The organism is Paenibacillus amylolyticus (assembly GCF_051136285.1).
GTDB classification, from domain to species: Bacteria; Bacillota; Bacilli; order Paenibacillales; family Paenibacillaceae; genus Paenibacillus; species Paenibacillus amylolyticus_F.
This window is the reverse complement of record NZ_CP194938.1, coordinates 4,894,964-4,908,513: the sequence shown is the minus strand read 5'-3', so window position 1 is coordinate 4,908,513 and position 13,550 is coordinate 4,894,964. Positions and strand designations below refer to the sequence as shown.

13 protein-coding genes are annotated in these 13,550 nt (G+C 45.1%); 2 read left to right on the top strand and 11 right to left on the bottom strand.

Annotated features, from left to right (window positions below; translation table 11 throughout):
• Positions 1 to 8: 8 nt before the first annotated feature.
• From ACR8BL_RS21350 to ACR8BL_RS21305, 10 genes are all read right to left on the bottom strand, one after another.
• Complete coding sequence (locus ACR8BL_RS21350; protein WP_342552793.1) at positions 9 to 782, bottom strand: sigma-70 family RNA polymerase sigma factor; 774 nt, start codon at positions 780 to 782, stop codon at positions 9 to 11.
• Positions 779 to 1,231 carry an anti-sigma B factor RsbW gene (gene rsbW / locus ACR8BL_RS21345; RefSeq protein WP_434749418.1) on the bottom strand — a complete coding sequence of 151 codons (453 nt, stop codon included), beginning with the start codon at positions 1,229 to 1,231 and terminating at the stop codon, positions 779 to 781. The genes ACR8BL_RS21350 and rsbW overlap by 4 nt, the downstream gene beginning before the upstream one ends.
• A gap of 18 nt (positions 1,232 to 1,249) precedes the next feature.
• Complete coding sequence (locus ACR8BL_RS21340; protein WP_434749417.1) at positions 1,250 to 1,588, bottom strand: STAS domain-containing protein; 339 nt, start codon at positions 1,586 to 1,588, stop codon at positions 1,250 to 1,252.
• 87 nt (positions 1,589 to 1,675) lie between these two features.
• Positions 1,676 to 3,352 carry a response regulator gene (locus tag ACR8BL_RS21335; protein ID WP_434749416.1) on the bottom strand — a complete coding sequence of 559 codons (1,677 nt, stop codon included), beginning with the start codon at positions 3,350 to 3,352 and terminating at the stop codon, positions 1,676 to 1,678.
• Between the two features lie 16 nt (positions 3,353 to 3,368).
• Positions 3,369 to 4,241, bottom strand: a complete 873-nt coding sequence (locus ACR8BL_RS21330) for a CheR family methyltransferase (protein ID WP_434749415.1) — start codon at positions 4,239 to 4,241, stop codon at positions 3,369 to 3,371.
• A 69-nt stretch (positions 4,242 to 4,310) separates the two neighbouring features.
• Positions 4,311 to 8,048, bottom strand: a complete 3,738-nt coding sequence (locus ACR8BL_RS21325; protein WP_434749414.1) for a response regulator — start codon at positions 8,046 to 8,048, stop codon at positions 4,311 to 4,313.
• Positions 8,045 to 9,214: a PP2C family protein-serine/threonine phosphatase gene (locus tag ACR8BL_RS21320; protein ID WP_434749413.1), complete on the bottom strand. Its 1,170-nt coding sequence runs from the start codon at positions 9,212 to 9,214 to the stop codon at positions 8,045 to 8,047. Before ACR8BL_RS21320 ends, ACR8BL_RS21325 begins: the two co-directional genes overlap by 4 nt.
• A gap of 357 nt (positions 9,215 to 9,571) precedes the next feature.
• On the bottom strand, positions 9,572 to 9,916 hold the full coding sequence (locus ACR8BL_RS21315) for a general stress protein (RefSeq protein ID WP_434749412.1): 345 nt from the start codon (positions 9,914 to 9,916) through the stop codon (positions 9,572 to 9,574).
• 95 nt (positions 9,917 to 10,011) lie between these two features.
• Positions 10,012 to 10,548 (bottom strand): hypothetical protein, encoded by a 537-nt coding sequence (locus ACR8BL_RS21310; RefSeq protein WP_434749411.1) that lies wholly within the window; start codon positions 10,546 to 10,548, stop codon positions 10,012 to 10,014.
• A 68-nt stretch (positions 10,549 to 10,616) separates the two neighbouring features.
• Complete coding sequence (locus ACR8BL_RS21305; protein ID WP_434749410.1) at positions 10,617 to 11,126, bottom strand: DUF948 domain-containing protein; 510 nt, start codon at positions 11,124 to 11,126, stop codon at positions 10,617 to 10,619.
• 220 nt (positions 11,127 to 11,346) lie between these two features.
• Here ACR8BL_RS21305 and ACR8BL_RS21300 point away from each other — a divergent pair, with 220 nt between their 5' ends.
• On the top strand, positions 11,347 to 11,511 hold the full coding sequence (locus ACR8BL_RS21300) for a DUF1328 domain-containing protein (RefSeq protein ID WP_434749409.1): 165 nt from the start codon (positions 11,347 to 11,349) through the stop codon (positions 11,509 to 11,511).
• 368 nt (positions 11,512 to 11,879) lie between these two features.
• A complete protein-coding gene (locus ACR8BL_RS21295; RefSeq protein WP_434749408.1) occupies positions 11,880 to 12,398 on the top strand; it encodes a hypothetical protein in 519 nt (172 codons plus the stop codon).
• A 103-nt stretch (positions 12,399 to 12,501) separates the two neighbouring features.
• On the opposite strand, the gene ACR8BL_RS21290 is transcribed toward ACR8BL_RS21295, so the two are convergent.
• Complete coding sequence (locus ACR8BL_RS21290; protein ID WP_434749407.1) at positions 12,502 to 13,386, bottom strand: cation diffusion facilitator family transporter; 885 nt, start codon at positions 13,384 to 13,386, stop codon at positions 12,502 to 12,504.
• Positions 13,387 to 13,550: the final 164 nt, after the last annotated feature.

Here is a 13,550-nt window from a genome sequence, read left to right as displayed (position 1 = left end):
ATGATCTATCATAGCATAGAAGCGTTAGACATAATCTGCTTCAGTTTCTCCGTAGCCCGTTTCTGAATCCGGGATACACTCATCTGTGAGACACCCAGCTTCTGGGCGATAGCCCGCTGTGACTGTCCATCCTGGAACGCTAAAATAAGTACTTTCTGTTCTTGCTCCTTGAGCTGTCCTAGTGCCTGCTGCAGATCCATCCGTTTCTCAACCGAATCAAAGTCATTCACATCTGCGCTGATCAGTTCACCTAATGTCGCTGCACTGTCATCCTGAGATAAAGGAGAATCCAGAGAAACATAGTGGTAACACTCCCGGCCAGCCAGAACTTCAATGGTTTCCTCCGGAGTAAGATCAAGATATTCTGCAATCTCGTTAACCCCGGGGGATCGTTCCAGCTTTACCGTCAGCTCATCAATGGCATGCTGCACTAATGCCCCTTTTTCCTTGATTCTTCTTGGCACTTGAATGTACCATGACTTATCCCGAAGATAATTCTTCATATGACCGATCATGCTTTTCATCGCATAAGGTTCAAATGGAATTCCCAGATTGATGTCGTATTGCTTCAGCAATCGAATCAAAGCCATTTGGCCTGTCTGGTACAAATCCTCATATAAATCCGGTCTATTACGGGCAATTTTACCCGCAGCCATTTTGACCATCGGTTCATACTTACGGATAAGAACAGTGGCGATTTCGTTGTCCTGTGTTTGTTGGTATTCCCAGATCAAACCAATCGCTTCAGACATGGACTCTGGGGGAGTCACTTTTTCATTCATACTTTCTCCTCACTTTTGGCAAGACGTTTTACGAGTACCACTTTCGTACCTTTGCCCGTCTCACTCTCCACACTGACATCATCCATCAAGGCTTGCATGAGGTAGAACCCAAGTCCACCAATCTGAGCATCTGTCAGATCTTTATCATGAAGGCCGGAACGAGTTACAGCTGGATTCACATTCTCGAAGCTGGCACCCTCGTCTTTGACAGTAATAGCAAGCACTTCGCCATTCACTTCAAATAACACTTCTACCATGCCACCTTCATGAGAGTAGGCATACAATACGGAGTTGTTACATGCTTCGGATACAGCAACCTTCATATCCTCAATGTCTTCATACGAGAAACCCATTTTGGACGCAACACCATACAGATTAAGTCTTACAATATCCACATATTCAGCTGTCGCCGGTAAATTAAGAGTAATTCTTTGGACTTCTGCATTCATTCCTTTTTCGATCCTTTCCTATTGGGAATTCTTCTGTGTAACAAAGAATTTGGCTATACCCGTCATATCAAAAAGTTTCTGAATTTGCGCAGGAACTTCCTGTACTTCAAAGCGAGCTTCCATTCCATGTCTGGCCTTGAGAACAGATAACAGGATACCAATCCCTGTGCTATCAATGTACTTGAGATCTTTCATGTTAATAAACAGATCCTGCTCCTTGTTATCCACGAGCGGTTCCATTACCAAACGGAAGTCAGGAGCAACCGACAAATCCAGTTCGCCAGTCAGATACACTGTGCATACACCGTCATGTGTTTCGGTTCTTGCATTGAATTTTTCATTTTTATTTGTATTCATTAGACATCTCTCTCCTGATCAATGGTTTCCTTACTTTATAACCCAACTTATGCACTAGTGAAACAGGAAACATAACTGGTAAAAGTTTCAATTCGCCTGGTTCATTGCTGAAGCGCCCGGATTCATAACCTGATGATTCTTCTGGAAATGTGCAAGCTTCTGTTTAACACTGCCCATTTTCACCGGTTTGCTGATATAATCATCCATTCCTGCTGCTGTACAGCGTTGCTGAATACCTTCCATCACGTTAGCCGTCATCGCTATAATGACAGGTTGCTGCTTTTGGGTTAAGCTCTCACGTATGCGTCTAGTGCATTCCAGACCATCCATCACCGGCATCTGCAAATCCATAAAAATAAAGTCATATGAGGACGTGCTCTCCATCACCATGTCCAGTGCTTTTTGGCCATCTTCCGCAATATCCGAAAGAAGCCCCAGTTTGTGGAGCATGATCGCCATTAATTTCTGATTGATCGGATGGTCATCCACGATTAATACCGTAGGATGTTTATCCTCTTTTTTTACCTCTGTCAGCTTCTCTTCGCCATTGCCCTGCACCAATTCTCTTTCAACGTAACGCTTGGCCTGGATGGTGAATACAAAAGTAGCGCCCTGCTTTTCTGATATATCCAGATAGATCTGTCCACCCATCATTTCAACCAGCGTCTTGCAAATGGCAAGACCAAGACCTGTTCCGCCATATTTTCGGGTCATCGACGTATCCAGCTGGGAGAACGGCTGGAACAAGCGATCCACTTTATCTGGAGCAATGCCTATTCCGGTATCCTTGACAGCAAACTCCAGCGACATATTTCCATCCTGCTCCCCATTCACGGAGACTATCAGATAAACCCCGCCATGATCCGTGAACTTTACCGCATTAGCAATTAAATTCAGCAGTACCTGGCGAAGCCGCGCCATGTCTCCATAGACTAATTGAGGCACAGCATCTTCGAGGAAATAATCCAGCTCCAAGTTTTTCTTGCCAGCTTCTGCAGCAAACAAACCAAGCACTTCCCGTATGCAGGAAACCAGTTCAAACGGATGCTCCTCCAGCTCCATTTTGCCGGACTCCATCTTGGTAAAATCAAGAATGTCATTGATCACCGTAACAAGTGCATCGGCACTGCGGCGAACGATATCTACATATTCCTTCTGATCTTCCTTCAGCTCGGTTTCCATCAACAGGTCGACCATGCCGATGACTCCGTTCATCGGTGTACGGATCTCGTGACTCATCATCGCCAGAAACTCTGTTTTGGCATTAGCCGCAATCTCGGCCTCTTCTTTGGCCTGCACAAGCTGCTGATTCATCTTCTCCAGTTCCTGGGTCTTCTGATGAAGCAACATCGTCTGTGTCTTAAGTCTTTTGTTTGAGATAAACATCTCCACAAACCCCTCGATTTTGGACTTCAAAATCTGGGGAATAAACGGTTTGACCATATAATCAATGGCCCCCGCCGAATATCCGGCAAACAGATGCTCGGCCTCTCTGCTATTTGCCGAGATGAAGATGATTGGCACTTCTTTGGATTTGTCTCGTGCCTTAATTAATTTCGCTGTCTCAATCCCGTCCATTCCAGGCATCTGCACATCAAGTACGATGACCGCAAATTCGTCTTTCAGCAAACAACGGAGTGCCTCTTCTCCGGAGTTTGCCTTAACGAGTTTGTACCGTTCTGATTCCAGAACTGCTTCAAGTGCAAGCAGGTTCTCAGGGCGGTCATCTACCAATAATATGTGGATTGGTTCATTGAGCCCCATAGCTAAGCCTAACCCCCTATTTGATCTTCCGGTATATTTTTTCGGTCCGGTCTAACGGCTCATAGGCATCACTATATTCTGTAAAATGAATGGATTCTTTCGATCCCAGAACTAGAATACCGAAGTGACTCAAGCTCTCATGAAACAGCCCGTGCACATGGTTCCGCAGCTCATCGTTGAAATAAATCATGACATTGCGGCAAAAAATTACATTAAACTCATTAAATGACCGGTCTGTTGCCAGGTTATGCTCGGCAAAAATAATATTTTTCTGAAGAAACGGGTGAAATATAACGGAATTATATTTCGCTGTATAGTATTCGGAGAAGGCTTTTGTGCCCCCTGACTCCAGATAATTTGTTGTAAACAACTTCATTTTCTCAATACCGTATACGCCTTCCTTGGCCTGTTGCAGTGAGCGGTCATTCATATCCGTTGCGTAGATTCGTGCTTTGTCATACAGACCTTCCTCATGCAGCATAATCGCCATGGAATACACTTCTTCACCTGTAGAGCAGCCTGCATGCCATATCCGGATATACGGATAGGTTCTTAGAATAGGAATGATTTTTTCCCGAAACATGCGGAAAAGCGACGGGTCGCGAAACATTTCTGTCACCGGTATGGACAAGTTCTGTACAAAACGCTCAAAGGATGAACGATTGTGCAGTACCTTTTCCTGCAGCCCGGATATGCTTTTCACACCCTCTGCATGTGCGTAGTGCCATATTCTTCGTCTCAGGGATGGCAGCGCATAATTTCTGAAGTCGTACCCATACAAACGATGCATTCCCTCCAGCAGCAATTCAATCTCGATCAATTCACGCTCTTCATCTTGCGGTATACGAACCGTATCTGCTCCCGTTTCGTTAGGTTCCCACGGTGTCATAACTTCTCTCCACTTCATCATTGGTTACTTGCGTATGCGTTATTGTCCTTCATTACCCAAACCATACGCTTACGAATACAACCATACCCGCATTAATGACAACAATTGATCGGTTTGAATCGGTTTTTTCACATAATCGGATGCTCCAGCCTCAATACATTTCCCTCGATCCTCTTTCATCGCCTTGGCTGTGAGCGCAATAATCGGCAATTTATCAAATTTCGGATTCTGTCTGATCCGTGTCATCGCTTCGTAACCATCCATCTCTGGCATCATCATATCCATCAGCACCAGATCAAATTCCGAATTTTTCTCAAGTGCTTCCAATGCCTCACGGCCGTTCTCAGCAAACGTAACTTCCATACGGTACCCTTCAAGCACACTGGATAATGCAAACACATTTCGAATATCATCATCGACAAGCAGGATTTTCTTCCCCTCGAACAAGGTTTCTTTATTATGCAGCTTCTGCAAAATACGGCGTTTGTCTTCAGGAAGGTTAGCTTCTACCCGATGCAGGAACAATGTCGTCTCGTCCAGCAGACGCTCCGGTGACTTCACGTCTTTGATAATAATGGATTCCGCATATTTGCGAAGTTTCATCTCTTCCTTGGAATCCAGCTCTTTTCCGGTATATATGATAATAGGCAGATCATTCAGATATTCATCATCGCGAATCTGGTCCAGAAGCTCGAATCCCGTCATGTCCGTCAACATCAGGTCCAGCACCATGCAATCGTAACGTTGGCTGTGCAATTCATTCAGTGCCTCCTGGCCTGTTGATACGGCAGTAATGACAACATCATCATGGCCAATCAATTCAATGATTGCTTTACGCTGAATCTCGTCATCTTCAACAATGAGCAATCGTTTCAACTGATTTTCCGTATAGGATTCGATATGAGAAAATGCTTTATCCAGTGAATCCTTGCTGGAAGGTTTTTTAAGATAGGCAATGGCCCCCATCATCAACCCTTGTTTCATATCATCAACAACCGAGATGACATGCACCGGAATGTGACGTGTCACTGAACTGCTCTTCAATTCGCCCAAAATCGTCCATCCGTCCATCACAGGTAATTGAATATCAAGAATAATCGCATCAGGCAAGTATTCACGGGCCATCTCCAGTCCGGCATCCCCTTGAAGAGCAACCAATGCCTTGAAGCCCCGGCCTCTCGCCATATCCATCAGAATATGGGCAAAGTTCACATCATCTTCGATGATCAGCAACGTTTTGTCACCTTCAACAATGTTATTCAGATCATCCTCAATCCGGGTGGCTTCTGAACTGTGAGCAGGGGATAGATCAACTACACGGCTTCGTTCCGGCTCAGCTGCAAGAATGGATTGTTGTGATGAATGAACAGGTTTAATATCTGGTAACCATTCTTGCTGTTGTTCTGAGGATACCGCTGCTTCTCTCGCTGCTTCTCTCGCTGCTTCTTCCTCTGTCAATTCGGCCTGTTCATGATTATCCGGCAGGAACAGCGTAAAGGTGCTTCCCACACCTTCGGAAGATTCCACCTGTATTGCCCCGCCAAGCAGACGTGCCAGTTCTCGGCTGATCGACAAACCAAGGCCCGTACCACCGTATTTACGACTCGTTGTACCGTCTACCTGTTGGAACGCTTCGAAGATCAGATCCGTCTTGTCGGACGGAATGCCAATCCCGGTATCTTTGATGCTAAATCCGAGATATTCCTGATTTGTATTCAGATATCCCGGCAATTCCTCAGGTTTCATACGCCTTGCAATCAGACTTACCGAACCTCGATTCGTAAACTTAAACGCATTGGACAACAGATTTCGTAAAATTTGTTTCACCCGGTGACTGTCCGTATAGATCCACTCTGGCAGGGAGTTATCAAAATCAAAATTGAGATTCAGCTCTTTCTTGTTGGCCATCGGGCCAAAGTTCTGGGTGACAAAACTGGTCAGTTCATCCAATCGAACAGTCTCATAATTGATATCCATCTTGCCTGCGTCCACTTTGGATAGATCCAGAATCTCATCAATCATCTTCAACAAGTCTGCACCGGACATATAAATGGTTTGTGCATATTCCTGCTGTTTGCTGCTGAGATTGCCATCCTTGTTCTCCGACAATAACTGAGACAATATGAGCAGACTGTTCAGCGGAGTTCGGAGTTCATGCGACATATTTGCCAAAAATTCTGACTTGTACTTGCTGGTCATCGACAATTGCATGGCCTGCTGTTCCAATTGCGTCTTCGTTTTCTCAATTTCATCATTTTTCTCTTCCACTTCACGTACCTGTTCTTCAAGCGCACGCGTCTTGGCGATCAGCTCTGTATTAAAATGCTCCAATTCCTCCTGCTGACGCTGCAGCAGTTCCTCAGAACGTTTAAGTGCATCCGTCTGTTCTTCCAGATTCTCATTGGTACGACGTAGTTCTTCCTGCTGTGTCTGCAACTCCTCGGATTGCACCTGCAACTCCTCTGTAAGCGCCTGAGATTCCCGCAGCAATTCCTCCACACGAAGACGTCTCCGAACATTGTTAAGGATGACCCCTAAGTTCATGATCAGCTGTCCAAACAGCTGCTTGTGCATCTCACCAAAACCTTCGAAGGAAGCCAGTTCCACTACACCAATCAGTTCGTCCTCAAACACAACCGGATAGATCATAATTCCTGCAGCTGGTGCCGAACCCGAAGCAGAGCCGATGTTCACATATTGATCAGGTGTATAATCAAGCACAATTGGATTCATATCCAGCGCCGCCTGACCGATCAAACCTTCCCCAATCCGGTATACCTCTTTGCCAAGCTCCCCATTCTCTTCAAAAGCGTAAGAACCATATCGTCTCAACTCATCTGGATGTTTCTCCTCATCAATGAGGTATACCACGCCTAGCTGAGCACCAAGTACCGGTGTGAATTCGCTAATAAACATCTGGGAGATTTGACGAATGGAGCCTATTCCCCGAAGAAGTTCAGGAACTCTCGCAATATTGGAACTCATCCAGTTCTGATCCTGCTGGGCCTGTACATAAGCTTTTTCGATCTCCAGCTTCTCTTCCAGATCGTTAGAGACTTCTTTGAAAACGTTGGCAATCTGGCCGATCTCATCGGTTGACTTGATTTGAATCCGGCGGATCGTTTTATATCGACCTTTGCCAAAACTCGTAATCATCATCGATACCGTATTCAGACCACGTGTAATGCTTGGAAGTACCCAGAGAATAATACCCAGCGCAAGCAGTAATCCGGCGACCATAATGCTTATTGTAATCTGAACCGCTCTGGTATATGCGGCATTGGCGACCTTGATCTCGGCATCAATCTCCTGGTCCTGATAACGAGACAACGCATTCAGACTTTCCACCGCTTCCTTCTGAACGGCAAGTCCAGTAGAGTTGCGATAGTTATTAGCATCCTCCACCCGACTCTGGGACATCAGATTAATTACTCTTGCAGCATAATTCGTATAGGCATCCCACGCATTATTCACGCGATCTACGAGTTGATGCTCCGTGGCAGTGTCCGCCCGGTTTTTAACCTGCTCCAGATAACGGGCACCTTTTTCCTTCATTTCCTTCAAATCAGATTCTGTCGCACTGACTGAATTGCTTGGATTTAACAACAAGTTAGCCAGCACTTTGGCAATATCATTGACTTCCCCTCGTGCTGCTGAAGTAAATCGCACTTTAAGATAACGTTCCTGATACATCTGATCAATCTGTCTATTACTGCTGTTCAGCCGCTCGTAGCTCACAAAGGTGAGGGCAATCATAATGACCATCAAGGCGGTAAAACCAATCAGCAGTTTATTCCTGATTTTCATTCTGTTTGCGCCCCTTTATCCAACGTAATCCAGACCAGACATTTATCATCGTCCCTTTCCAGATTCAACTCGTCGTCGAAGAACAATGCCTGCATCGCTTCTTCATTCCACTGATGGGAGCCTTTTAATTGTTCTTTCAGAAACTCAAGCTGCTGCTCTTGATCACCCTGAACCGCTTCAAGCAAACCATCGGTATACATCGCAATATGGCCCGTGCCTTCATAATGAATGGTCTGTGGTTCAATATCCATTTTGTCGAACAATCCCACCGGGCAACATACGCTGTCAAATGAAGTTACACTGCCGTCACTACGGAAAAATAAAGCTGGTGGATGACCGGCATTCACATAATCAATCCGTTTCATCCGGGTATCCACGACTAGATAGATCGCTGTAAAGTAATACTGCACCAGTTGTTTTCCCAGATGCAGCTGATTAAAGCGTCGATTCAGCTCTTGAATCACCTTCTCCGGGTCAACATATGTCGTTACTGTATCCTTAAGTACGGATGCAATAAACATTGTGAACAGGGATGAAGATATACCATGCCCCATCATGTCCAGAAGCAGTACACCATACCGTTCCTCTCCGAGGGGAAACCAGGAATAGAGATCACCAGCAAGCTCAAAAGATGGTTTATAGATGGCATGTACCTGAAACAACGGATCTTCGATCGCATGACTGAGCACGGCATTTTGTACCATTGCTGCCAGCTTCAACTCATCCTGAATCCGCTGGTCACGTTCCTTGTGCCAGTCTTTCTCCTGTTTCAGACGTAATGCCAGTCGGATTCGGGCCATCAGTTCCACTTTGTTAATCGGCTTGGTTACATAATCGGAGGCCCCTGCATCCAGTGCTTCGGCCAGCTTCTTGGAATCACCGATCGCGGTCACCATAATAATCGGGATGTCTTTCAGATTTTCGAATTTTTGCACAATGCTGCATGCTTCAATTCCGTCCATTTCAGGCATCATCATATCCAGTAAAATCAGGTCAATATCCGATTGTTTCGGACGCATTTCGCTGATATCCGCACCAATTCCCAATACTTCGAACATATCCATAGCTGAGCTTGCTGTCACAATATCGCGGTAATTCTCTTTTTTCAAAATCTCTCGAATGATAATGACATTTGTCGGATTGTCGTCAACAATAAGTATTCTCATTTCTATCTCCTTATCTGTGGCGTCCGGGTTTGTCGAACATTATGCATTCAACGAACAACCTTATTTATACAAATTTTGCGTTCAGAGAGGCGGTAGACATAACAATTCCTAGTATAACTATAATGATAAAACCAGAAAATGACTATCAGAAAAAAGCACCATCAAAGCCAATTCAACTTTGGATAATCAACGTTTTTGCAGCGATTTATTACAGAGGTATCGCTCACTCATAACTTGCAAAAACATAGATAAGGAATGGGGTTTACCCCATTCCTTATCTATGTTTTTGATTAGGTCTTCCCCATTTAACCGCAGAACGTTTGGTGAACTAACAATTCTACGTTAAGGGGGTGAAAATCAGTCTTTCTTTTTGGCAATAATCAGTACCTTGCCTTTATCCAATTCACTCTCATAGAAGTCAGCCTCGGCTTCTGTAAATCCCATCGATACAATCTTGGCCCGAAGTTCGTCACCGCGTGAGCGGAACAAATTCGCCATGGAATCAAATAGTCCTTCTTCCTTAATACCGATCTCTTTAGCATCTGCAGTATCTGCAATGCGATCTGTACGATCCTTCTCATGTGCAAGAACGAAGATATGATCAGCCAAGTATCCAGTAGTCTGCAACTCTTTCACCGCTTCTACTGCTTGAACTCCGTTTTCTACCACTTTGGCATAAGCCTGTGCGTTGGTTGAATCCATCGTTTCCACTCTCCTCTGATATAATCTTCTTTATCGAGCTCTTATAGTATATAACCATACTATTTTACATTGAAACGAAAGCTGCATCATTCATCTCAGGTAACCGTATCGTCAAAAAAGTCAACACCTTCAATCTCGCTAGAGCCTGGTTTCATATACACTTTGATTGCATACGAACCGCGAAGATACACTTCTCCATCCTCAGCAACATAATAAGGTTTGCCCAGTGCTTGATGAATGGCTTCGATTTGCATCGGAATAGACTTCCCATTCAACTTCAGATCATCATATGAACCATCGACATGTACATATTGAATTATGCCTGTATCTCCACATATCCCAACATGCATATCATCGAAATGATATTCCGGGCATCCCAGATAGGGATCTTCTTTGATCTTGACTGGCTGCCCCATATTGGCAAATAATTCTTGTTTGCTGTCCTCCAGTGAAATGCCATTCAGAGTCCGGAACTGCTCGAACGTCTCGGACTGATCAGAAGCCAAGCTTACCTCGGGCATCTGCTCCTCCGTTACCGTCCATTGCAAGTCTTGAGCAGCAGGTGTTGCTGCCGGTTGAACGGAAAAGGGAGAAATTACGCTAAACATCGTCACTAGCAGTAGTTTCATCATGATTCTCACCCTTTCATCAGGTTCATCACCGCCCTGAAGGTTTCACCGTATTTCAGAAAGCGGTCATGTTATTTGCGCATCCGTTGCCACACATTAGCTGCAAGATCAATATATTTCACCCAATTCTTCCCGCCCTTTGCTTCATCGTGATATGTAGCTTCATAGGATTGCAGGGTACGTTCAGCGGGCGTTGCAGGTGGAGCCGTTACCTGGCTGGATTCAGACGTTTTGCCTGCTGTTGCTTTGGATTGCTTCGTCTGAAAGCGAGTCATCAGTGTAGTGGACACCTGCTTGGCTGCTGCCGTAACTTCACTTAGTACTTCTCCCAGATTCTCAACCGACTCCATCACCGGGTCAATCTTTTTCATTTTGTGTTGCACGTCAGCAGTGATGTCATTGGCATGTCTTACAGTCTGTTTTACTTCATAGCTGAGCTCATCAATGGTCTTCTGCACTTCCTGCAGCGTCTCGGAGACATTGTCCAGTGAACTCTGAGCCGATTTTAATGTGCGAATCAAAAAGAAAACCAGTACAGCAAATGCCACAGCAATCAGGGCCACGCTTAGTTGATAGATCATAAAAGAACCTCTCTTTCCATGTTTACGTCGGTTTGTTATTGCTATAGTTACCCGTGCCTTTCCCGGGCGAAACAAAAGAGAATCGCTCCTCCAGCGATGTATAGAAGAAGAAAAAAACACCATGTTTCAAGTCATTTCACCTCGGTTAAGGTTAGACTACACAGGGCAGTGAGACAGCACAGTTCACGCCACAAACTTTAACACGAAAGGATGAATTATCATGTTAAGATGGTCTGTTATTTTTCTGATTATCGCACTGGTTGCCGGAATCTTCGGGTTTTTCGGGATTGTTGAAGCGGCTGCTTCGATCGCAAAAGTATTGTTCTTCATCTTTGTAGTACTCTTCGTCATCTCCCTCATTACGGGACGAAGCCGAATGCGATAAAAGCGGATCTCTGAATCTGGATCATTGCATTACATGCAAATGCCGATGATGCCTCCGGGCACGTCGGCTTTTGTGCGCTCTAAAGACAGGTACACTTTTCTATTTATGTATTACACTCCCTCCTGCTTTATTCCAATATGAACCGCCGAAGAGTCCTGAAAAAACAGGACTTTAATGATATAGCCAGCCCGATTTCATACCACGAAAGTCTGATTTTTACAGGCTTTCTATATACCCACATATGCGCCAGTTGACTCTGGAGAAACCAAGAAAAAATTGTTATAATTTGTGATTCATAGACCAGCTTGCTTGGTTACTTTTATCACAGGACAACAAAAACTACATATCTAACCGAGGAGGAAGAACAAATGAAAAAAATCGTAAGTTTTGCCGCTGCTTTAACATTGATGGGTTCCATGGCTGCCGCTGCAGGTGCTGAGGAAGCGGTTACCGGCACCGTAGCCCCAACAACTTCGGGTACTGAAGCAACTTCTACGACACCAGCACCAACAACGCCGGCTGTAGAAGTGAACAAACCTGCTGTAGAGACCATTGAAGGCAAAGCAGAGACCGTAACAGGTACAACTGTTGATTCTACAGGTACTCAAGGCACTTCAACTACAACAGAGACACCGTCCACAACAGACGATAAAATGTTTGAAGAGCCAATTGTAAAACCGGGTGATGAAGTTCTGATGCCAACGATGCTGCTTAACTTGCTTGAGCGCACATGGTTCTATGATGCACCAAACGGCAAACCGATCGGTGCGTTGAGTGCTCAAGTTGTTGATACAACGGGTGAAGTTGTTGACGGATTCGACGGCGGCGAATGGGTTCAAGTGTACACTTGGAAAGGCAAAGCTTGGATTCACGTTGCTATTCAATAATATCGTATAATCGTTTCTAACATAAGTAAAGAGGACAGTACGCAGCATTGCGTCTGTCCTCTTTTGATATTTAGTTACAATCATCCCTGATTCAACAAAAAAATTATGTCCATTCTGTTTCTTCAGATCGTGGCTCAACATGCACATGAACATGCATAATATTATGTGATCGTTTCAGACGTTCCTCCACCTGATCGCAGATTTCATGCCCCTGTACCAGCGTTAATCCTCCATCCACTTCAATAACTACATCAACCAGAACATGACTGCCATGTACTCGTGCCTTGACGTCCTTGATCATTTCGACACCAGGGACCCGAGCAACGGCAGATCTCAAATCCATTAATTGCTTTTGATCAAACCCGTCCGTGAGCAGATGAGTCGAATCCCGGAAAATTTCCCAAGCTGTTTTGCAGATCAACAGACCTACGAGGATGGCAGCCACTTTATCCAGCCAAGGCAGTCCAAATTGTGAACCGATGATGCCAATCGCAGCACCGATACTTACCCAGGCATCTGAGCGATTATCTTTGGCCGCTGCCAGTAAAGCTTGGCTGTTAATCTGTTTGGCCAGACGGGAATTGTAACGGTATACCCCCAGCATGACTACTGCACAGATCACAGCTACGCCTGCTGCCCAAAGATTCGGCACTCCATAATCACCTGCATACCATGAACGAACTGCTTCGACCAACACCTGAAGTCCTACAACCGCCATAATAAATGAGGCAATTAATGCTGCGATCGTCTCTGCCCGAAAATGTCCATATGCGTGATCCGAATCTGGCGGTTTTTGCGAGATACGCAGCCCCACCAACACCGCAACAGATGCCACAATATCTGTGGCATTATTGATGCCGTCGGCGACCAAAGCACTGGAAGCAAACAAATATCCGCAGAGCAGCTTAAAAGCAGATAAAACGAGGTATGCTGCAATGCTGATCCAGGCTCCTCGCTCTCCTTTACGTATTTCTTCATAAGCGTTCAACCGGAACACTCCTTTTCATATTTCCAATACAGTTTTCTCATGTTACCAAATGCAGATCGTGTGGGTCTACAGAAACAGTTTTGCCGAGGAGCACTGCTGTAGGTAAGCCGAAACAAAGTTTCCGGAAGGCAGGGCTATAGCATGCCAGAAACAAAGTTGGCTCA

Coding starts and splice junctions, on each gene's coding strand:
- ACR8BL_RS21295 (WP_434749408.1), top strand. CDS start 11,880: ATGAAAAAAATCGTAAGTTTTGCCGCTGCTTTAACATTGATGGGTTCC.
- ACR8BL_RS21335 (WP_434749416.1), bottom strand. CDS start 3,352: ATGGGGCTCAATGAACCAATCCACATATTATTGGTAGATGACCGCCCT.
- ACR8BL_RS21350 (WP_342552793.1), bottom strand. CDS start 782: ATGAATGAAAAAGTGACTCCCCCAGAGTCCATGTCTGAAGCGATTGGT.
- ACR8BL_RS21320 (WP_434749413.1), bottom strand. CDS start 9,214: ATGAGAATACTTATTGTTGACGACAATCCGACAAATGTCATTATCATT.
- ACR8BL_RS21305 (WP_434749410.1), bottom strand. CDS start 11,126: ATGATCTATCAACTAAGCGTGGCCCTGATTGCTGTGGCATTTGCTGTA.
- rsbW (WP_434749418.1), bottom strand. CDS start 1,231: ATGAATGCAGAAGTCCAAAGAATTACTCTTAATTTACCGGCGACAGCT.
- ACR8BL_RS21310 (WP_434749411.1), bottom strand. CDS start 10,548: ATGATGAAACTACTGCTAGTGACGATGTTTAGCGTAATTTCTCCCTTT.
- ACR8BL_RS21340 (WP_434749417.1), bottom strand. CDS start 1,588: ATGAATACAAATAAAAATGAAAAATTCAATGCAAGAACCGAAACACAT.
- ACR8BL_RS21300 (WP_434749409.1), top strand. CDS start 11,347: ATGTTAAGATGGTCTGTTATTTTTCTGATTATCGCACTGGTTGCCGGA.
- ACR8BL_RS21330 (WP_434749415.1), bottom strand. CDS start 4,241: ATGACACCGTGGGAACCTAACGAAACGGGAGCAGATACGGTTCGTATA.
- ACR8BL_RS21315 (WP_434749412.1), bottom strand. CDS start 9,916: ATGGATTCAACCAACGCACAGGCTTATGCCAAAGTGGTAGAAAACGGA.
- ACR8BL_RS21325 (WP_434749414.1), bottom strand. CDS start 8,048: ATGAAAATCAGGAATAAACTGCTGATTGGTTTTACCGCCTTGATGGTC.